The organism is Brevibacillus sp. DP1.3A (genome assembly GCF_013284245.2).
Lineage (GTDB): Bacteria > Bacillota > Bacilli > Brevibacillales > Brevibacillaceae > Brevibacillus.
The window spans coordinates 5,590,001-5,608,935 of sequence record NZ_CP085876.1; the positions used below are offsets into that span (position 1 = coordinate 5,590,001).

Sequence of the window (18,935 nt, forward strand, 5' to 3'; positions counted from 1 at the left end):
TGCTCCAGCTGGACTTTGCGCACATCCGTCATCTCAATACTTTTCTCTGAAATGAATCCGCCTACTCCTGAGGCGGTCAAAATGCGATACCAGTTTTCCTTTTTGCCAAGAACGTCAACAACCTCTCCTGAGGACAACTCTGCTACGATTGGGGTTCGGTGAGAAGCACCGGTACGAACTACTTGTTTTTCCTCGGCAGCGATCACTTTTGCTTGCTGGATTTCGTAGCCCTCTTTTTCGACGACTAGGACACCCGTATCTGCTTTTCGCTCAAAAGAATAAGGATACAGCTTTTCCAAAGGATCCAACGGGACATAGCGTGTGCCGTCGACCTCTTTTACCGGAACGAGTAAATCCACAGGTTTTTTGTTCAGATAGGCGACAACTTCTCCGCTCTCCATCCGAAGCACCTTATCCTTCGTCGTGACGATAACAGAACGTGTAGGCTCATCCCAAAAAATCAAAGGATCAATATTCTCTTTAATGAAATCAAAGGGCAGTAATATTTGCTCTGATTCCAATAAATACGTGGAATCTTTCCGCGAGCCTTCGTATACAATCACATTTTTCTCACCATCATACGGCTGCACATGCTCAGTTGAGGCACGAAGCACAAAAAACCAGTAAATGCTGCCGAAGATGGCCAACAAGAGAAAGCTTAACAAAAACAGCGTGCGAAAAACCCGTCGTTTCCTTCTTCTTGGACGCAGAGCTCTACCTGACTCCCTGCTCATAATCTCCACCTGCTTCCCGGTACATAAGCCTGTCTTCTGACTTGGGCTGTATGATTTGACTGATTATTTCGATCATAGCGTTGGTTCAATCCATTCACAACCTTTTGTATTCTGGTAATTCACGGACAAGCTTCCTACCAAGAAGAAGACGTACGAAAAGTCAAAAGGTTACAGATATCGACAGAAAGGGTTATGTCCTCCAAAAGCAAACACCCCCTGCATCACCGGGATTATCCGATTCAAGCAGGAGGTGCTCATCCATCAAATACATTCTTAGTGGGGATTCTTTTGACAGGAATCACAAACGCCATAAACTTCCATACGATGTCCGGTTACTTTGAAGCCGATGTCTTTGGAAGCAGCTACTTCTGCATCCCGCAAATACGGAAAGTGGAAGTCCCTGATCGCACCACAGGAGGAACAGATCGCGTGATAATGATCTTCTTCCACATTGGCATCGAATCGGCTGGACGCATCCCCGTAAGTGAGCTCTGTAACCAATCCAGCATCTTTAAAGACTCGTAGATTGTTATAAATCGTTGCAACGCTCATATTCGGGAATTTGCCTTCAAGGGCTTTATATATTTCGTCAGCCGTCGGGTGAGTCATCGTTTCCAGCAAATAGGTCAAAATTGCATGGCGCTGAGGTGTCATGCGAACCCCGGTATTCTTCAGGATTTCAACAGCTTTCTCCACACGTTGTACCATCTTGTTACACCCCACAGTCTTTCGCAAGACAAAAGAACAAGCTTCTCTAATGTCATTGATTAGAATTACTATAAATAAGTGTACGTCTAGTCGGCGAAAACTGTCAATATCCATTCATCCGATTTGGAAAGAAAGAAGTGGAAAATCAAGTTTTTACTTTGCTTTTGCAGGCTTTTTGGTTGCAGGTTTTTTGGCTTTTTTGGCTTCAGCCTGTGCAAACTTACACATGGATTGAAGTGTACAGCTGCCGCACTGTGGATTGCGCGACGAACATACACGTCTGCCGTGCCAGATTAGCCAATGATGCGCATCCGTCCACTTCTCTTTCGGAATGCGCTTCATGAGCTGACGCTCCACTTCGTCCACATTGTCGCTATTCGCAAGGCCTAACCGGTTTCCTACGCGGAATACATGCGTATCCACCGCGATCGCAGGAATCCCGAATGCATTGGACAAAACGACATTTGCAGTCTTTCTCCCTACCCCCGGCAATGCTTCGAGCTCGGCATGCGTTTGTGGAACGACGCTATTGTATTTTTCGTACAAGATTCTACAGGTCTCTAAAATGTTTTTACTCTTATTCTTATACAACCCGAGCCCTTTTATATGCTCTTCCATTTCTTCCTGTGTCAAATGAAGGTAATGCTCCGGCTGGTTTAGCTGCTGGAACATGGGTGCCGTAATCTCATTCACCCGTTTATCTGTACATTGAGCAGAAAGAATGGTCGCAATGAGAAGTTCAAATGGGGTTGTATAATTCAATTCACAGTGCGCATCCGGATAAAGCTGCTGCAAATTATCCAAAATGTCGGCAACAGGTACTTTGCGTTGTGCCATAAATATATCCCCCTTTTCCCTACATTATACCGCCTTGGTCAACACAGCGATCGATAGCACCGCAAGCTGCACCTGTTGTACAATGAGTCTGGAAGTATTTAACGGGAGGAGGTTTTCCATGAAAGTATTCCTGACTGGTGCCACAGGGTTTGTTGGACGAGGTATACTCGAGCGCTTGCAAGCAGAAGGATATGAGACGGTTTGCCTCACCAGAGCTAGTTCAACAGGTAAGCTTCCCTACAAAGAATCCGCCAATGCGCAAATAACGGAAGCAACTGGCGATCTATTTGATAAAGAATCATTAATGAGAGCGATGCAAGGCTGCGATGCTGTCATCCACCTCGTCGGAATTATTCGCGAACAACCGGGGAAAGGCATTCACTTTTCTCGTATCCATGTAGAAGGTACAAAAAATGTACTGGAGGCCGCCAAGCAAGCTGGAATCAAGCGCTTTGTCCATATGAGTGCTCTGGGCGCACGCGAAAACGCCACGAGCGCCTATCACCGAACCAAATACGAAGCGGAGCAGCTTGTGCAAGCAAGCGGTATTCCGTACGTCATTTTCCGTCCATCTGTTATTTTTGGTCCTGGGGATGAATTCGTGAACATGCTCGCCGATCTGGTTCGGTTACCTATCACACCGGTCATTGGCGATGGCTCATACCCTTTGCAGCCAGTTGCTCGCAAGACAGTGGCCGATGTATTCGTCCAAGCCTTGAGCAGACCAGAAGCAACCAATCAAACTTACGAAACAGGTGGACCCGAACCACTCTCCTACGGACAAATCCTAGATACGATTGGCGAGGCTATCGGAAAGCGGAAGGTCAATAAAATTCATATTCCCCTTGCTTTTATGAAGCCTGTGGTAAATATGATGGAGAGATTCCCATTTTTCCCGATTACAAATACGCAGCTCACCATGCTGCTAGAAGGAAACGCATGTAAGGACGGAAAGCTTCTCTACGATACTTTTCACACAGAGAAAATCGACTTTCTCCCGGGAATCACCACTTACCTGCGTACCAAATAAAAATAGAAGCCCCCTGCTTGATCCAGGGGGCTTTTGCCTATTCGTGCAGCGTTTTCTCTACTGCACCTGTTTCTTTATTAATATGACGAGCCACAACGAACAGATAATCAGACAATCGGTTGAGGTATTTGACCACGGACGGGTTTACCTGCTCCTGCTGTGCCACATGGACTGCTTTGCGCTCTGCACGTCTGACGACCGTACGCGAAACATGGAAGGCAGCCGCTGCCGGATGTCCGCCAGGCAAAATAAAATTGGTGAGTGGAGGCAACTTTGCATCTAACATGTCAATTTGCTCTTCCAGAAAAGTAACGTCCTCTTCTGCAATTGGCCAACCTACCTTTTTGCCTTCTGGCGTCGCCAGCTCAGCCCCTACATGGAACAGCTTTGTCTGAATGACATGGAAAACATCCTGCAATTCCTTCCATTCTTCTGTCGCAGGCAACAGGGCCAGGGCCAATCCAATCTGCGAGTTGGCTTCATCGCACGTACCATATGCCTCTACACGGTCTGCAAACTTTGGCACGCGGACACCTGCAACCAGTGACGTCTCACCTTTATCCCCTGACTTTGTATAAATCTTCATTCCGTATCCCCTCCACAGGTTCCGTTTACAAAGCTTCTGCGACCAGAATCAATTCTGAGCTATTTGCATCAAAAGGTGTCTTTGCAAAAGAACCGTATCGTTGTGTGACCTTCAAGCCGTTTAAGCGAAGCAGATGATGAAGCTCCGCGGGGAAAATATAGCGGAGAGTAAATCGGCCCCTCACCCGTTCCGTCACAACTCCCTGTACATCCGTACGCTCGTATATACGTGTTACTTCGGACAGTTGCTGAAAATGGTCATAACGGGTGTAATCCCACATCGCAACCTCTTCCCCCGACGGAAGTGGATAGGTGCCACGCAAGGACATTTTTTCATTTTCCTCGTAAAAATGATGAATCTTGGGCACAAACACGTTCATGATGAACTTCCCGCCTGGAGCCAGATGCTTGCGAATGCACGTCAATGCCTTCATTTGCTCTTGAACATGCAACAGGTGCAAAAACGACCGAAAAGGAATCATGATCAGCGAAAATGACTCCTGCAGGTCAAAGGTGCGCATATCCCCCTGCAATAGCTTCAAGCCGGATGTTACACCTTGTTCCTCTGCTTTTACCTGAGCCCTTGCCAACATATCCTGGGATAGGTCAATTCCAGTAACGTCGATGCCAGCCTGCGCCATCGGAATGCTGATTCTTCCCGTGCCGCAAGCGAGATCCAGCACTTTTCCCCCTGCCAGCTTGGCTTGTTCCAGATAGAACTCAACGTCACCCGCAACACCGCGTTGAGTGAGGTCATAGTAGTCAGCCCATTGATACATATTGCTCATCTGGTCCTCCTATGCTTGCATTTCTTCTGATTGAAGGTAGGCCATAACGAGCTTTGCCGTGTTGTCGAGCGCTTCTTTATGTGTACGTTCATGGGAATGGGATGCATCTACTCCCGGTCCGATCAAACCATGGACAACGTCATATCCAGCTCTCAGTGCAGCACTTGCGTCAGAACCATAGTAGGGATAAATGTCCACTTGGTAGTTCAGACCGTTCGCTTGTGCGAGCTTGGTCAGATGGCTGCGCAATCCGTAGTGGTAAGGTCCTGTGGAATCCTTCGCACAAATGGACACGCAATACTCATCTGTCGTCTGCCCATCCCCAATCGCGCCCATGTCGACAGCCAGGTACTCCACCACGTTGTCAGGGATGCTGGAGTTGCCGCCGTAGCCGATCTCTTCATTATTGCTGATAAAAAAGTGCGTGGTGTAAGGCAGCTTCACGTTGGATTCACTCAGTTCTTTCAGAACCCCTAACAGCACAGCTACGCTTGCTTTGTCATCGATATGACGGGACTTAATAAAGCCGCTATCCGTTACAGTCACGCGAGGATCAAAGGAGACGAAATCTCCGACGGAAATCCCAAGTTCCAATACTTGCTCTTTGTTTGTGACCTTTTCATCCAGTCGGACTTCCATGTTCGCATCATTGCGCTCCGCTTTCCCCGCTTCTGAGCTGTATACATGCACAGAAGCTTTGGTGGACAAAATGGTACCGGTTACAAGACGACCGCTGCTAGTCTCTACAGCGCAGTGCTCCCCTTCAATCGCATTGAATGCAAAGCCGCCGATCAAGGTCAGCTTCAAACGCCCGTTGCTCTTTATTTCTTTTACCATCGCGCCCAGCGTATCGACGTGAGCTGTCAAGAGTCTTGCCTTTTCGTTATTTGCCCCCGCTACTGTTGCCACGATTACCCCTTTGTTTGTCCGTTTATAGGAAACGCCAAGCTTTTCTAACTCTTGTGCAACCCAGGCCATTACTTTTTCCGTATTGCCAGATGGACTTGGGATGTTCGCCAATTGGCAAAAGCTTTCTACAACATATTCCGTGGATACACTCATCTGTATGTTCCTCCATTCGCCCATTGCGAAATAAACGTTACGTTAAGATTGAAGTTCATCCTTAATAAATTGAAGCACTTCCTGCACATGTCCTTTGACCTTTACCTTTGGCCACACTTTTGCAATGTTGCCTTCTTTGTCGATGACGAATGTCGTGCGTTCTATGCCCATGTACTCTCTTCCGTACATTTTTTTCAATGCCCACACACCATAAGCCTCTGCCACCTGGTGATCCGGATCTGCCAGAAGTGGAAAAGGCAATTCGTGCTTCGCGATAAATTTGTCATGCGATTTCACAGAATCCGGACTGATCCCGAGAACAACTGTATTCAGCTCAGCAAAGCCCGAATGGAAGTCACGAAAGTCGCATGCTTCTGTGGTACATGTCGGCGTTTGGTCCTTCGGATAAAAATAAAGCACCACATTTTGTCCATGAAATTGGGAAAGTGAGATGGTCTGATTGTCGCTCGCCTGCAAAGTAAATGCAGGTGCAGCTTGTCCTACTGCCGTCAAACTTTTCCCTCCTCTCAATAATGTCCTGTTTTCGCTGGTCCCATTTTACCACAATCTAGTAGTCACTTCATCCGCATACAAGTTGCGCTTTGATTCAGAAAAGGATAGAATAAAAAAAAATAAAATTTGGCCTAGTCAGTTGGATGGTGAATTCGCATGAAAGAGTTTTTTGAAGTAACAGATCCAGAAGCGCTAAAATCGCTTGCTATAGCGGAACGGGTTAAAATTTTGGAACTCTTTGAAGATTTGGAGCCCAGAACGGCCAAACAAATCGCTACAGAACTAGGCGAAAATGCTGCACGGCTACATTACCATGTGAAGGAGCTCGTGCGTGTTGGGCTGCTTGAGCAGGTGGATACCCGGGTAAAAGGCTCTATTGTGGAGAAATATTATGAGCCTGTTGCCAAGGTCATTCAGGTCAAGCTCCAATTGATGATTGAAGAAAACGCTCAACAATTAAGTGATGTCATGTTTACTCCGTTTCGTACTACGGAAAAGGACCTCATGCGAACTCTCAATCGCTTCGTCGCAAGCGACCAAGATGTTAGGAAAGAGTATCAAAATACGTTTGCTTATAATTTGACTGAATTTTATTTGAGTCAAGAGGAACGTAATCAATTTGTAGAAGACATCTCTGAGCTGTTACAAAAGTACAAAGGGTTCAAAAAGGAATCTGGCCGTCGAAAATTCAAGTTTTTCGACACCCTGTTCCCATTGACTCCAGCTGACCCAACAGATGATTCAGATGATCCTTTTGATGATTCGGATGAGTAAGTCACCAAGAAAACCATCAGATACGATGGTTTTCTTTCATTTTCTAATCAAAGGAGGACTCCCATGCGGACGATCTTGTTTGATTTCGATGGCACAGTTGCCGATACCCTCCCCTTGATCTTCACCGCTTTTCGCTCTACCTTTCAGCAGTTTTTACAAGAGCATTATACCGACGAGCAAATTGTAGCTCTCTTTGGCCCCACAGAGACAGGCATTTTGCAAAACAAGCTTCCCTCACATGCGCATGACAACGCCCTCGCTCATTTTTTTCGTGTATACACAGATGAACACTCCCGCGTACAAAATCCTGAAAATATCCGAAGCATGCTCGATGAACTTCACGCAGCAGGTATCCAAATGGGAATCGTAACAGGAAAAGGGCGCAAAAGCGCTGACATCTCCCTTCGAGAATGGGGATTAGATTCGTATTTTTCCGTCGTGATCACAGGGGATGAGGTCACACATCCAAAGCCTCATCCAGAAGGTATTTTTACTGCTATGAAACAACTAGGCGCTACGCCTGCGGAAACCATTTTCGTAGGTGACAGTGATGCTGACGTGTTGGCTGGTCGAGCCGCTGGTTTGCGAACAGTCGGTGTGGATTGGCTTTTGGTTACACAAAAGTCGGGAAAATTCGATCCCGAGCCTGACTACCACTTTACGGATGTGCAAGCGTTTACCGATTGGATACTCAAGCGCTAGATGAAAAAAGGGTGTGCCCTGCCGCCGAAGCGTGGACACACCCTTTTTTTGATTAATACGCCCGTCCGAACCAGACGCTATGCTGTGACTCTTTGCCGCAGCAAATGCAGGCATTCTTTTGTACAGGAGGCTCAAACGGGATGTTGCGAGAAGTGAACTTGGTTTCCTCTTTGATCTTCGATTCACAAGCATCATCCCCACACCAGCCGGCTAACACCCATCCGCTCGTTTTGTTTTCGCTCTCGCTTTTTGCAATATGAGCGGATAGCTGCTCCAGTGTATCGATCCCCAAATGTGAGTTCTCATCACGAAAGGCTAGTGCTTTTTGGAACATATTTTGCTGAATCTCTTCCAACAGTTGAACAACTGTCTGCGCGATACCTTCAAGTGAAACCGTCACCTTCTCCCCTGTATCACGACGAGCCAGAATTACTTGACCATTTTCCACGTCACGCGGGCCGAGCTCCAGACGTAGAGGAACCCCGCGCATTTCCCACTCATTGAACTTCCAGCCTGGTGTTTCTTCACGAAGATCAGCACGGACACGCACGCCTGCGGCCTTGATCTCGTCAAAAAGTGGATCAAACGCCTCCATGACTTTCTCGCGCAGCTTCATCGGACCGACTGGGATCATAATAACCTGTGTCGGAGCCATGCGAGGCGGCAACACTAGACCGCGGTCATCGCCATGCACCATGATCATCGAACCAATCAGTCGTGTAGAGGTTCCCCATGATGTGGTGTGAACGTACTTGAACTGATTGTCACGATCCAAAAACTTGATTTCAAAGCCGCGCGCGAATTTATCGCCCAAATAGTGCGAGGTGCCCGCTTGCACTGCTTTGCCATCCTTCATCATCGCTTCAATGGAATACGTGTCAACAGCACCGGCAAAGCGTTCACTCGGTGTTTTTTGTCCCTTCCAAACCGGAATGGCCAGCTCCTGCTCGACGACCTCTCGGTAAATCTCCAGCATTTGCATCGTTTCCTGACGAGCTTCCTCCTCTGTCGCATGTGCCGTGTGGCCTTCCTGCCAGAGAAATTCTGATGTCCGCAAGAACGGCATCGTCCGCTTTTCCCAACGAAAAACGTTTGCCCATTGGTTGATTAATACAGGCAGGTCGCGGTAGCTCTGAATCCATTGGCTGTACATATGTCCAATGATCGTCTCGGAGGTTGGACGTAGCGCGAGCTTTTCCTCTAACGGCTCGCCCCCAGCCTCTGTTACCCAAGGCAGCTCTGGATTGAAGCCCTCGATATGCTCTTTTTCTTTTTGAAAGAAGGACTCGGGGATCAACATCGGGAAATAGGCATTGCGATGCCCTGTCTCCTTGAAGCGTTTATTCATCGCCTCTTGAATTCGCTCCCATAGCTCAAAACCATCCGGCTTGAACACGATGCAGCCGCGTACCGGTGTGTAGTCCATCAAATCCGCCTTTTTGATGGCATCGATGTACCAACGCGAAAAATCCTCCGATTGCGGTGTAATTTCTTTTACAAACGCTTTGTCCTCTTTCATCCGTCTACGCTCCTTTTTGTTCTTACGTAAAATGCAAAAAATCCCCCATCCCAAAAAGGGACGGAGGATCAACTTCCGCGGTACCACCCTGATTGACTACAGCATACGCCATAGTCCTCTCGATAACCCGATAACGGTGGGCATCCGGCTAAGCTCTTCACCAGCGGCTTCAGGATGGGGTGCAGTTATCCTTTACGTATCAGCCTTCCAGACTAGGGCCGACTCTCTGTCACGTAGGAATAGCTGCGGGTCCTTTCATAGCCTTTTGTGACTATCTATTAACTAAACATATTAGCGAGTCACATCGTAGTTGTCAATTGTTGGTATGCGCAGCGATTCTTGAGCCGAGCTTCACATAGATCGGATACGCAACCACTGAAATCATAACACCTTTGAAGAGATTGAATGGGACGATTCCGTACAGAACCAATGACCAGATACTTGTCGCATTGAACATGGTCAAGAGCTGTTCAATCGGCATTTGATAAAGCACAGCGTACGCAGGCAACAGCACATAAGCATTTGCCACAGCCATGACAATCGTCATCAAAATCGTTCCCAGAGCGAGACCAGTCAGGAAGCCTTTTTTGCCTTGGCCCAGACGCTGCATGTAGACAGCCGCAAAAATAAAGCTTGATCCTGCTACGACGTTTGCGAGTTCACCGATCAAAAGACCGTCTGTATTTTTGAAGAGCATATGCAGTGTATTTTTCAGTACCTCGATAATAACGCCGGCTACAGGTCCGTACATGAGTCCCCCGATCAATGCCGGGAGTGTACTGAAGTCGAGCTTCAAAAAGCTTGGCATCAGCGGAACAGGAACCTCGAGATACTGCAGAATAAATGCAACGGCCGCCAGCATGGGAATCGTCACCAGCTTTTGGGTTGCACGTATGCGCGAAGAATGCAGCGCTGTTTCTTTCATGTTTACCATCTCCTCATTTTTCTACTCCTTCTTGAGGAATGGCAACAGTCGTTGTAAGCTCACACGTCTTGTTACACAAACAGAATAAACCCTGTGGCTATAAGTTCCACAGGGCATTTGCAAGCGTATGACAAACCATGCACAAATAAAAGGTACAAGAAACTAAAGGGCTGGCCTCTACGTTCTCATCCCGTTTGCACAGGCAAACAAGCACGTGTGATAAACGTACTGTCGTCATCCTTCTCCCATCCAGACTGTACTGTCGGCTCTGGAATCACACCAGATCCTGCACTCCGTCGCTACTTTCAGCTCGGGAGGCTCGCGGGCTTAACATGCATAAAGCATGATCACCGCCGGTCGGGAATTTCACCCTGCCCCGAAGGAATGTGTAGTTGTATACAGCATATTATACTGCTGTTTTTTGATTTGACAATAGAGGAAACTGCCAGCTCGACACTTTTGTTTATTTTTCCTATTTGTTTAGTAGGGATAAAGGTGATCGGCTTGGTTGTTACCTTGACCAAAAAGAAATAGACCGCCCTTGAGTTGACAGCTCTGCGGTCTATTTCACAACATAGTATTGAGCCGCACCCCTTTGCGGGAAGCGCCTATTGTATCGACCGTTTCGGTTGCAGCCGGGACGGTCTTTTTTTACTTTATGCTTTTAGATCTCGTTACATCCAATATTACCACAACGACTTCGGATTATAAATCATCAAGAAGCGCTATTTGTATCAATACGCCCCTATGAACCCGCTCCCCGATATTTCGTGACTCCCCAGTTCCAGACTAACAGCCCAATCCCGAAGAAAATAACAGCCACTACCGGCGTCATTGCCGCATATGTGTACCAGACTTCCTTGCGCAAAAAGTAAGCCGCCGGATAAACACCCACGAAGGCAAACGGCAGCACGTAGGTGAGCACAAAGCGAATCGCCTTGTTGTACACGTCTACCGGATAGCGCCCATATTGCTGGATGTTGTAAATCATCGGGGCAATCCCTGTCCGCGAGTCGGAAAAGAAGCTAACCGCAGCAATCGCAGTATACACGCCACCGTAAATCAGTGCCCCGCTGATCGAGAGCCCGATAAAGATGAACACGTCGTACCAGTAAAACGACAAATCGAGTTGAATGGCAGCATACCCCATGATGATGATCCCGGTTATGACTCCAAAAATACGGTCTGGTGCAATCGACTCGAGACACACCTGTGCCAGATTGTGAATCGGTCTCGTCAGGATGCGATCCATCTCGCCCCGGATGATATACCTTTCGTTGAAGTCCCAAAAACCGAAGAACATCGAGAACAACGCGTATGGAACCAAAAAGAAACCATAGATAAAGATAATCTCGTCACGCGTCCAATCCCCCATAAGCGGAACATGCGTGAACACGACAATAATAAAGACGAGATTGATCAACTCAGAAACCAGATTGGACACAAAATCCCCGATAAAATCCGTTCGATAGGCAAGTCTCGTCTTGAAGTACTGGCTCAGGTAGTCGGCAAAAATACTGAAAATATGTCTCATGTTCTGCATGCTCTACCCTCCTTGCACAACCAGCTTGTTGCGGGCAAGACGCCACATCACCAAGATGGGAACCAGTATGACAAACATCCAAATGACCTGAAAACCGATCAATTCCCAGGAACGCTCCGTTGTAATCGCACCTGTGAAGATCAGGCTCGGATAGTAGTTGACCGCCTGAAATGGGAGATAACCCATTACCGTTTGCGCCCAGCCCGGGAAAAAGCTGATCGGCAGCACGAGACCAGACAACAGATCCACCACGACCCGCTTGGCTCGCATCATGCCATCGTTTCGGAACAGGAAGAAAGTCAGCAAGCCTGTTACCAGATTGATTTGTGTATTGATCAAAAACGCACACATCAAGCTGATCAAATAAAGCCCCCATCCAGTCGCTGTCGCCGGGAAGCTGAATGGAATGATCAGGCTGATAAGGAAGATCCCTGGACCCGCGAAAAAGAGAAAGCGAAAGATCCCTTCCCCAAACGCCTGCGCCGTTTTCACGGACAAGTAATTATAAGGGCGTATCATTTCGATCGCGACCTTGCCTTCTCGGACGTCCTGGGCTATTTCTGTATCGATGTTGTTAAAATAAAACGCCCGCGACATCCAAGCAATCGCAACGTAGGAAGTCATCTGTTCCACCGTAAGCCCGCCCAGCTGCTGCTGGCCTCCGTAGATTGCTCCCCATAAAAAGTAGTACGCACCGATGTTAATCGCGTAGATAATGATCCCGCTGTAATAGTTCACACGATAGGCAAGCATCGTCAAAAACCTCATGCGGATGAGTTCCATATAAAGCTTACGCATGGCTAGCTACCTCTTGGTCTGAGGAATAAATGTTGCGAACGATATCCTCTGTGCTCGTCTCCTCAATTTTCACATCGCTGACTTCAAACGATGACATGACTGTCGACAAAACAAAGGGCAGCATTTCCTGACTTCGCGCTACTTTTACACTAAGGGTAAAATCATTGATTTGCTTGATCTCACAAGGCATCTCTCCCAATGCCTGACGAAGTGCGGCTGTTGAAGTACGCTTTTTCATTTGGAAGGACACCTCTGTGCCATTGCCCCATTTTTCCTTGAGGTCATTCAGCAAGCCATCGAAGATCAGCTTCCCTTTGTCCATGACAAGCACGCGTTTACAGAGTGCTTCGATGTCTGATACATCGTGAGTCGTCAACAAGATCGTCATATTTTCCGTCTCATTCAGATTGCGGAGAAACTCACGGATTTTTTGCTTAACGAGCACATCGAGTCCAACTGTCGGTTCATCGAGAAACAGCAGACGTGGCTTATGAATCAATGAAGCAGCCACTTCACAGCGCATCCGTTGTCCGAGACTCAACTTGCGTACTGGCTGACTGACGAATGGAGAAATATCCAGCTCCTCAATCAAACGCTCCAACCACTTTTCTCCTTCTGCATCGTCAACCTTATAAACACTTTTCAACAGACGGAAGGACTCTAGCGGAGATAGGTCCCACCAAAGCTGAGAGCGCTGCCCGAAAACAACTCCGATGGATCGAACATACTCTTCACGCTGCTTGAAAGGCACATAGCCGTTAATGACGATTTCGCCGTCGCTCGGGGTCAAGATACCTGTCAGCATCTTGATCGTGGTCGATTTTCCGGCACCATTTTCCCCAATCAGCGCGAACATTTCCCCTTCCTCTACTGTAAAGGAAAGGTCATCCACCGCATTTACCGTCTTGTACTCCCGACTAAACAAATCACGAAAAGCACCACCAAGGCCCGGTCTGGACTGATGGATGCGGAAATCCTTTTGTAAATGATTTACTTGAATCATGGAAAACCGTCCTTTTTTCTTCGCTTAAATACCATTTGTAGTGTATATGAGCCAATCGATTTGTGCAAAAGGCAAACTGCACCAAACTGTTAATGAAGATTAAGGATCATTCCCGTTTTGTCGTCTGACTTTTTGAAGCGGATATAGCGTATGCATTCGGGATCTTTGTTTTCCAGAGAGATGAGATCGTCTGTATAACGTTGCAGCCCTTTATGTACGATTGGCAGCACCGTCTCTTCCCACTTCGGCTGTGCTTCACCTAAAGCTCTCGGCATGAAAAGACCATCCGTTGCCAGCACCAATGCCTTCACGCCAACTCGATTGATGCGTCCATACTCGATAAAATCCCGACAGGCAACATCGCCATTCAATACGCCATAGCCTCCTGGTCCATTCGCCTGATAGCGGTTATGGATCAGGATGTCCATACATCGTTCGTACAGCTCTGTTCGGGTACACAATCCTTCTTTGATTCCTTCTTCCCACTTCGCCAAGGCTGCCTGTTCCAAATGGCTGACTTGCGTATGTGTCAGGGGTCGCACAGTCTCATCATCATAAACGACAAATATCATGCAATCTCCCAACTGCGCGTACTCGATATGGGCATCTCCTACACGGACGACTGCACAGGCCGCTCCCCACAATGCTTCCTTTTTCTCAAGATCGATGCCGCTTTGCTGCATATGCTCCTGAAGTGCTTCGTTTATCGTCTCCAAATAATCGCGCAAAGCTACATCCTCCGGCATTGCTTCCAGCTGCTTTTTTACGAGCTCTGCAGCGATAGCTCCACCTGTCTGTCCTGCTGCGTTCTCATACGGGATCAGCGACGTAATGCCGTCGATGACCGCATACACATGCTTGACCTGCTGAATCACATAGGCGTCCTCATTGCTTTTGCCGCTTCCTTTCATGGAGATGCACTCAAGTTTCATGATGACCCCGCCTTTACCCATGGAGTGATTTGCTTGAAAATTGTATCATTTTTCCTTTTCTTCATCTATAGCTCTCCGTTCATATCCAGTTGTTGAACAGCTGTGGTAAGATAATGAAGGACTTTTTCCAAAAGAGGTAGTTCCAACAGAAAAGAGGGAATATGCATGAAACGTGAACGATCCGCGCAACTGCACGAGGAAGCACTCGACGTCATTCTAGGCGGGGTGAACAGCCCTTCCCGCTCTTTCAAGGCTGTAGGCGGGGGAGCACCCGTAACGATGGAACGTGCCCAGGGCGCGTATTTCTGGGACGTGGACGGCAATCGATATATTGACTATTTAGCAGCATATGGCCCCATCATTACTGGCCATGCACATCCACATGTGACCAAAGCGATTTGCGAAGCAGCTGCCAACGGAACCCTGTACGGTACTCCTACTCCATGGGAAATTACCTTCGCAAACATGATCCGCGAAGCAATCCCTTCGATGGAGCGCATTCGATTCAATAACTCCGGTACAGAAGCAGTCATGACCTGCATTCGTGTAGCACGTGCCTATACCGGTCGTGTCAAAATCATCAAATTCGCAGGCTGCTACCACGGCCACTCTGATTTAGTGCTCGTTGCTGCCGGCTCCGGACCATCTACCTTGGGGATTCCGGACAGTGCAGGTATTCCACAAAGCATTGCCAGCGAAGTCATTACCGTACCTTTTAATAATATCGAAGCATACGCAGAAGCTATAAGCAAATGGGGAAGCGAAACGGCTTGCGTCCTCGTTGAGCCGATTGTCGGCAACTTCGGTATCGTGGCACCTGAGCCTGGCTTCCTGGAAGAGGTTAACCGCATCACTCACGAAGCAGGCGCGCTTGTTGTCTACGATGAAGTGATTACGGCCTTCCGCTTCAGCTATGGTGGAGCACAAAACCTCCTCGGAGTCGAGCCTGATCTGACTGCATTGGGCAAAATTATCGGTGGCGGTCTGCCAATAGGCGCTTATGGCGGACGTCGGGAAATCATGGAGCAAGTCGCCCCACTCGGACCTGCGTATCAAGCAGGAACAATGGCTGGTAATCCTGCTTCCATCCGTGCGGGAATTGCTTGCCTGGAAGTATTGAAGCAGCCGGGTGTGTACGATGAATTCGAACGATTGGGTGCCATGCTTGCGAACGGAATCATCGAAGCGGCAAACAAACACGGCGTAACCATCCAGCTCAATCGTGTAAAAGGGGCATTGGCAGTTTACTTTACGGACGAGCCTGTTCATGATTATGATGCAGCTCAGAAAGCGAATGGAGAAATTTTTGCCCGCTTCTTCCAGCTGATGCTGAATGAAGGTGTATGCCTGGCACCATCTAAATATGAAGCTTGGTTCGTGACGACAGCTCATACAGAAGAAGACATTCAATACACCATCGCAGCGGTAGACCGCGCCTTTTCTCAGCTGTAAACCATTCCCACGTCCTTTCGCATCCGTCCAAGGAAATAATAAGCCTGTTCGCGATTATGTTTTCGAGGAGGATATTTCGGTGTCCAAAGGTGAAAAATCATATCCGCAGGCTCCTGAAAAGACGTTGGATTCCAAAATGAGCAGTAAAATGCTCGAAGTGACCGGCTTTCAAAACCCGCGAAAAACCGAGCATCACAAAACTCAAAATCACGATAGGTAAACATCAAAACAGACACATTCCCAATCATGATGACGAGGAATGTGTCTGTTTTTTTCGCATACAGCAACATTGTCAATAATGGTCAGAGATTGTACAATAAAATAGTGAAACTGTCATAGGACTTATTCGTATACATGAATATGGGACAGAATGAAGTAGTAAGGTTACATGTATGGCTTAGCAACATTTCGTTTTCATAGATTACAACGAGGAGTGAGTGTGGAATGTTTTTCCATCCTATGGATTTCCTGATTCTGATTGCATTCGGACTGTCGCTCTGGGCACAGTTCCGTGTGAAAGGAACTTTTAACAAATTCGCTGAAGTTCCTACCTCCTCCGGTATTACCGGTGCTGAGGCCGCCCGCCGCATGCTCGATGCGAACGGCTTGACGAACGTTCCTGTTCAACATATCCCAGGTACATTGACTGACCACTACGACCCGACTGACCGTGTCGTACGCCTGTCTGATCCTGTATACTTCGGCAACTCGATTGCCTCTCTGTCCGTTGCTTGTCACGAGGTTGGCCATGCGATTCAGCACAAGGTCTCGTACCCAATGCTGGTAGCACGTCATCGAATTTTCCCAGTAGTCAACCTGGTGTCCGGTGTGGCGCCGTTGCTGCTGTTGGCTGGCTTCTTCTTTAAAATGGCTGGACTCTTGCTCATCGGAATTATCTTCTTCTCCGGAGCAGTTGCCTTCCAACTCGTCACTCTGCCTGTCGAGTTTAACGCAAGCAGCCGTGCGAAAGAACTGATGCTTAAAATGGGCTTCATCCGCAATGAAGAAGAGCGTGGCGCAAGCAAAGTCCTGGGCGCAGCCGCTCTGACGTACGTAGCTGCCGCTCTGATCTCTGTTCTGGAGTTGGCGAAATACATCATGATTTTCCGTAGCTCTGACGACTAATCCTTTAAACGGAACTACAAAGGTACAGCTCTCTCACATGGGAGGCTGTACCTTTTTTCATAAGGCTACGTTACAATAAGACGGGGGGTTTTGCACATGCGAATTGGAATCATTGGACTAGGCAGTATGGGTCAAATGCTGGTGAAATCACTCTGTAAAAGCGGTGTGATCCAGCCCGAGCATATCACCGTCTTCAATCGAACAAGAGAAAAGGCTGAAAATCTGCAAGCATCGCATGGCATTCTCATAGCTGAAAGTGCGCAAGAGGTGTGCAACCAGGCAAATCTGGTCTTTCTCTGCACAAAGCCACTGGATATCCTGCCTGTACTGCGTGCGTTATCTATCCCTGAAAGTGTACATATCGTTTCTGTGGCAGCAGGTGTTAGCCTCGATGATTTGGAAACCGTTCATGCTGGTGCCGTAAGCAAGGTAATTCCTACAGTCACTTCGCAAGAACTGCATGGTGTATCGTTATTTACATGCAGCAGTCGAACAAGTGCAGAGGATCGCAATGAGCTACTCACTCTCCTGTCTTCCATTAGTCAATCACAGGAAGTGTCCGAGGTCGAGATCGAAACAGCAACGATCCTCACCAGCAGCGCACCAGGACTGATCGCAGGGATTCTTGACTCGTTCGCGCAGGCAGCCGTTCGCAAAACACCAGAGCTTGACCTCGATACTGCGAGAAGCATGCTGGTGGAAACGATGCTGGGAACCGCTCTTTTGCTCAAAAACGAACAGCTTAGCTTCGACCAGCTGATTGAACGTGTTGCTACCAAAGGTGGCATTACCGAGGAAGGCTTGCGTGTTCTTGACAAGACGCTTCCTTCTGGATTTGACGAGTTGTTTGCCATGACAGAATCCAAGCACACTGCTTTGAAAATACTTGTCCAACAACAAATAAAAGCATAAATCGCGGATAGGAGAACAAGACAATGATCATCGGTTGGATTGGTTTGGGAAACATGGGCATTCCAATGGCCAGCAATCTGTTAGCTGCAGGCTACGACGTACGTGTTTGGAATCGTACACCAGGAAAAGCTGCACCATTGGTGGCATTGGGTGCGAAAGAGACTGCGACTTTGTCCCAGCTGGTATCACAAAGCGATGTACTGTTCACCATGGTAAGCGACGATGATGCCGTAAAAGCAATCTATACAGGCTCAGATGGTCTCTTGAGTCTTCCCGTGCAAGGTAAGCTGGCGGTGGACATGAGCACCATTTCACCGGATACTTCCCGTTTTCTTGCCGAGCAGGCCAAACAGGCTGGGCTGCGCTTTCTCGATGCACCTGTCTCTGGCAGTGTAGGACCTGCAAAAGAAGGGAAGCTCGTCATCATGGTAGGCGGCGAGCAAGCGGATTATGACGTAGCCAAGCCGATGCTGGACAAGCTAGGCAAAGCAGCATTTTATCTAGGACCAAACGGTGCTGGCACATCTGCCAAGCTGGCGATCAATCTGTTACTTGGCATTACGGTACAAGGTGTCTCTGAGACATTGCTGTTCGCTCGCTCTCTCGGCATTGGCACAGAACAGATGCTGGACATCATTTCCGAGAGCGCCGTGGGAACCCCTTTAATCCGCGGAAAAGCAGCCTCGATCCTCTCTGACGACTATCCGGCTGCCTTTGCCCTGAAGCATATGGCCAAAGACCTTCGACTAGCGCATGAAGCAGGCGTTTCTACACCTTTGGCGGAATCTGTTAATGCCACCTATCGTCATGCACTGGAATCAGGACTGGGAGAGCTCGATTTGATGGCGATTCTGCGTCACCTCGGTGAAAAATAGGTTTCGTGTTTAGACTGACCCTACATAAATGAAACAGCGGCTACCTAAGACCTGAAAATAACGTCTTAGTCTGGCCGCTGTTTTTTTGCATTCCACGCAGAGCATACACCTATGTTTT

21 protein-coding genes and 1 riboswitch (1 of these 22 cut by a window edge) are annotated in these 18,935 nt (G+C 48.0%); of the genes, 8 read left to right on the forward strand and 13 right to left on the reverse strand.

Annotation, left to right across the window (positions count from 1 at the left end; genetic code table 11):
• The 3 genes from HP399_RS25710 to nth all read right to left on the reverse strand — a co-directional run.
• Positions 1-734, reverse strand: partial view of a glycosyl hydrolase family 18 protein gene (locus HP399_RS25710; protein WP_173618007.1) — the start only. The gene continues 1,000 nt to the left of window position 1, outside the view; only the first 734 of its 1,734 coding nucleotides appear in the window; its start codon is at positions 732-734; the stop codon falls past the left edge of the window.
• A 273-nt stretch (positions 735-1,007) separates the two neighbouring features.
• Positions 1,008-1,442 carry a peroxide-responsive transcriptional repressor PerR gene (perR, locus tag HP399_RS25715; RefSeq protein WP_047073745.1) on the reverse strand — a complete coding sequence of 145 codons (435 nt, stop codon included), beginning with the start codon at positions 1,440-1,442 and terminating at the stop codon, positions 1,008-1,010.
• Between the two features lie 153 nt (positions 1,443-1,595).
• Positions 1,596-2,279: an endonuclease III gene (gene nth / locus HP399_RS25720; protein WP_172142485.1), complete on the reverse strand. Its 684-nt coding sequence runs from the start codon at positions 2,277-2,279 to the stop codon at positions 1,596-1,598.
• Positions 2,280-2,397: 118 nt separating this feature from the next.
• Here nth and HP399_RS25725 point away from each other — a divergent pair, with 118 nt between their 5' ends.
• Positions 2,398-3,309 carry a complex I NDUFA9 subunit family protein gene (locus HP399_RS25725; RefSeq protein ID WP_173618008.1) on the forward strand — a complete coding sequence of 304 codons (912 nt, stop codon included), beginning with the start codon at positions 2,398-2,400 and terminating at the stop codon, positions 3,307-3,309.
• Positions 3,310-3,346: 37 nt separating this feature from the next.
• On the opposite strand, the gene HP399_RS25730 is transcribed toward HP399_RS25725, so the two are convergent.
• From HP399_RS25730 to bcp, 4 genes are read right to left on the reverse strand one after another with little or no spacing between them, the layout of a single operon-like run.
• Positions 3,347-3,895, reverse strand: coding sequence for a cob(I)yrinic acid a,c-diamide adenosyltransferase (locus tag HP399_RS25730; protein ID WP_173618009.1), 549 nt, complete (start codon positions 3,893-3,895; stop codon positions 3,347-3,349).
• A 25-nt stretch (positions 3,896-3,920) separates the two neighbouring features.
• A complete protein-coding gene (locus HP399_RS25735) occupies positions 3,921-4,682 on the reverse strand; it encodes a class I SAM-dependent methyltransferase (RefSeq protein ID WP_173618010.1) in 762 nt (253 codons plus the stop codon).
• A gap of 9 nt (positions 4,683-4,691) precedes the next feature.
• Positions 4,692-5,744, reverse strand: coding sequence for a M42 family metallopeptidase (locus tag HP399_RS25740; RefSeq protein WP_173618011.1), 1,053 nt, complete (start codon positions 5,742-5,744; stop codon positions 4,692-4,694).
• A 42-nt stretch (positions 5,745-5,786) separates the two neighbouring features.
• A complete protein-coding gene (gene bcp, locus HP399_RS25745; RefSeq protein WP_173618012.1) occupies positions 5,787-6,257 on the reverse strand; it encodes a thioredoxin-dependent thiol peroxidase in 471 nt (156 codons plus the stop codon).
• Positions 6,258-6,413: 156 nt separating this feature from the next.
• Here bcp and HP399_RS25750 point away from each other — a divergent pair, with 156 nt between their 5' ends.
• On the forward strand, positions 6,414-7,031 hold the full coding sequence (locus HP399_RS25750) for a winged helix-turn-helix domain-containing protein (protein WP_173618013.1): 618 nt from the start codon (positions 6,414-6,416) through the stop codon (positions 7,029-7,031).
• A 63-nt stretch (positions 7,032-7,094) separates the two neighbouring features.
• Complete coding sequence (locus HP399_RS25755) at positions 7,095-7,733, forward strand: HAD family hydrolase (RefSeq protein WP_173618014.1); 639 nt, start codon at positions 7,095-7,097, stop codon at positions 7,731-7,733.
• Positions 7,734-7,785: 52 nt separating this feature from the next.
• Here HP399_RS25755 and proS read toward each other — a convergent pair whose 3' ends face one another.
• The 6 genes from proS to HP399_RS25785 all read right to left on the reverse strand — a co-directional run bounded on the left by proS (position 7,786) and on the right by HP399_RS25785 (position 14,453).
• Positions 7,786-9,252, reverse strand: coding sequence for a proline--tRNA ligase (gene proS, locus HP399_RS25760; RefSeq protein WP_173618015.1), 1,467 nt, complete (start codon positions 9,250-9,252; stop codon positions 7,786-7,788).
• Positions 9,253-9,565: 313 nt separating this feature from the next.
• A complete protein-coding gene (locus tag HP399_RS25765) occupies positions 9,566-10,177 on the reverse strand; it encodes an ECF transporter S component (RefSeq protein WP_173618016.1) in 612 nt (203 codons plus the stop codon).
• A 233-nt stretch (positions 10,178-10,410) separates the two neighbouring features.
• A riboswitch (FMN riboswitch) is annotated at positions 10,411-10,565 on the reverse strand.
• 357 nt (positions 10,566-10,922) lie between these two features.
• Positions 10,923-11,720 (reverse strand): ABC transporter permease, encoded by a 798-nt coding sequence (locus HP399_RS25770; RefSeq protein ID WP_007729827.1) that lies wholly within the window; start codon positions 11,718-11,720, stop codon positions 10,923-10,925.
• Between the two features lie 3 nt (positions 11,721-11,723).
• The gene (locus tag HP399_RS25775) at positions 11,724-12,518 is read right to left on the reverse strand and encodes an ABC transporter permease (RefSeq protein ID WP_007729824.1); all 795 of its coding nucleotides are present in this window, start codon (positions 12,516-12,518) and stop codon (positions 11,724-11,726) included.
• Positions 12,511-13,521, reverse strand: a complete 1,011-nt coding sequence (locus HP399_RS25780) for an ABC transporter ATP-binding protein (protein WP_173618017.1) — start codon at positions 13,519-13,521, stop codon at positions 12,511-12,513. Before HP399_RS25780 ends, HP399_RS25775 begins: the two co-directional genes overlap by 8 nt.
• Positions 13,522-13,610: 89 nt before the next feature.
• A complete protein-coding gene (locus tag HP399_RS25785; RefSeq protein WP_228088359.1) occupies positions 13,611-14,453 on the reverse strand; it encodes a protein phosphatase 2C domain-containing protein in 843 nt (280 codons plus the stop codon).
• A gap of 165 nt (positions 14,454-14,618) precedes the next feature.
• Between HP399_RS25785 and HP399_RS25790 the strand changes: the two genes are divergently transcribed.
• The 5 genes from HP399_RS25790 (at position 14,619) to HP399_RS25810 (ending at position 18,817) form a co-directional block, all read left to right on the forward strand.
• Positions 14,619-15,905, forward strand: coding sequence for a glutamate-1-semialdehyde 2,1-aminomutase (locus HP399_RS25790; RefSeq protein WP_217367596.1), 1,287 nt, complete (start codon positions 14,619-14,621; stop codon positions 15,903-15,905).
• A gap of 79 nt (positions 15,906-15,984) precedes the next feature.
• Positions 15,985-16,125 (forward strand): hypothetical protein, encoded by a 141-nt coding sequence (locus HP399_RS25795; protein ID WP_007729817.1) that lies wholly within the window; start codon positions 15,985-15,987, stop codon positions 16,123-16,125.
• A gap of 224 nt (positions 16,126-16,349) precedes the next feature.
• A complete protein-coding gene (locus HP399_RS25800) occupies positions 16,350-17,030 on the forward strand; it encodes a zinc metallopeptidase (protein WP_173618019.1) in 681 nt (226 codons plus the stop codon).
• Between the two features lie 96 nt (positions 17,031-17,126).
• Positions 17,127-17,942, forward strand: coding sequence for a pyrroline-5-carboxylate reductase family protein (locus HP399_RS25805; protein ID WP_173618020.1), 816 nt, complete (start codon positions 17,127-17,129; stop codon positions 17,940-17,942).
• Between the two features lie 23 nt (positions 17,943-17,965).
• Positions 17,966-18,817, forward strand: a complete 852-nt coding sequence (locus tag HP399_RS25810) for an NAD(P)-dependent oxidoreductase (protein WP_173618021.1) — start codon at positions 17,966-17,968, stop codon at positions 18,815-18,817.
• Positions 18,818-18,935: the final 118 nt, after the last annotated feature.

Excerpts from the sequence above, each read along its gene's own strand:
- perR (WP_047073745.1), bottom strand. The coding sequence starts at position 1,442 with ATGGTACAACGTGTGGAGAAAGCTGTTGAAATCCTGAAGAATACCGGG.
- nth (WP_172142485.1), bottom strand. The coding sequence starts at position 2,279 with ATGGCACAACGCAAAGTACCTGTTGCCGACATTTTGGATAATTTGCAG.
- HP399_RS25725 (WP_173618008.1), top strand. The coding sequence starts at position 2,398 with ATGAAAGTATTCCTGACTGGTGCCACAGGGTTTGTTGGACGAGGTATA.
- HP399_RS25730 (WP_173618009.1), bottom strand. The coding sequence starts at position 3,895 with ATGAAGATTTATACAAAGTCAGGGGATAAAGGTGAGACGTCACTGGTT.
- HP399_RS25735 (WP_173618010.1), bottom strand. The coding sequence starts at position 4,682 with ATGAGCAATATGTATCAATGGGCTGACTACTATGACCTCACTCAACGC.
- HP399_RS25740 (WP_173618011.1), bottom strand. The coding sequence starts at position 5,744 with ATGAGTGTATCCACGGAATATGTTGTAGAAAGCTTTTGCCAATTGGCG.
- HP399_RS25750 (WP_173618013.1), top strand. The coding sequence starts at position 6,414 with ATGAAAGAGTTTTTTGAAGTAACAGATCCAGAAGCGCTAAAATCGCTT.
- HP399_RS25755 (WP_173618014.1), top strand. The coding sequence starts at position 7,095 with ATGCGGACGATCTTGTTTGATTTCGATGGCACAGTTGCCGATACCCTC.
- proS (WP_173618015.1), bottom strand. The coding sequence starts at position 9,252 with ATGAAAGAGGACAAAGCGTTTGTAAAAGAAATTACACCGCAATCGGAG.
- HP399_RS25765 (WP_173618016.1), bottom strand. The coding sequence starts at position 10,177 with ATGAAAGAAACAGCGCTGCATTCTTCGCGCATACGTGCAACCCAAAAG.
- HP399_RS25770 (WP_007729827.1), bottom strand. The coding sequence starts at position 11,720 with ATGCAGAACATGAGACATATTTTCAGTATTTTTGCCGACTACCTGAGC.
- HP399_RS25775 (WP_007729824.1), bottom strand. The coding sequence starts at position 12,518 with ATGCGTAAGCTTTATATGGAACTCATCCGCATGAGGTTTTTGACGATG.
- HP399_RS25780 (WP_173618017.1), bottom strand. The coding sequence starts at position 13,521 with ATGATTCAAGTAAATCATTTACAAAAGGATTTCCGCATCCATCAGTCC.
- HP399_RS25785 (WP_228088359.1), bottom strand. The coding sequence starts at position 14,453 with ATGAAACTTGAGTGCATCTCCATGAAAGGAAGCGGCAAAAGCAATGAG.
- HP399_RS25790 (WP_217367596.1), top strand. The coding sequence starts at position 14,619 with ATGAAACGTGAACGATCCGCGCAACTGCACGAGGAAGCACTCGACGTC.
- HP399_RS25800 (WP_173618019.1), top strand. The coding sequence starts at position 16,350 with ATGTTTTTCCATCCTATGGATTTCCTGATTCTGATTGCATTCGGACTG.
- HP399_RS25805 (WP_173618020.1), top strand. The coding sequence starts at position 17,127 with ATGCGAATTGGAATCATTGGACTAGGCAGTATGGGTCAAATGCTGGTG.
- HP399_RS25810 (WP_173618021.1), top strand. The coding sequence starts at position 17,966 with ATGATCATCGGTTGGATTGGTTTGGGAAACATGGGCATTCCAATGGCC.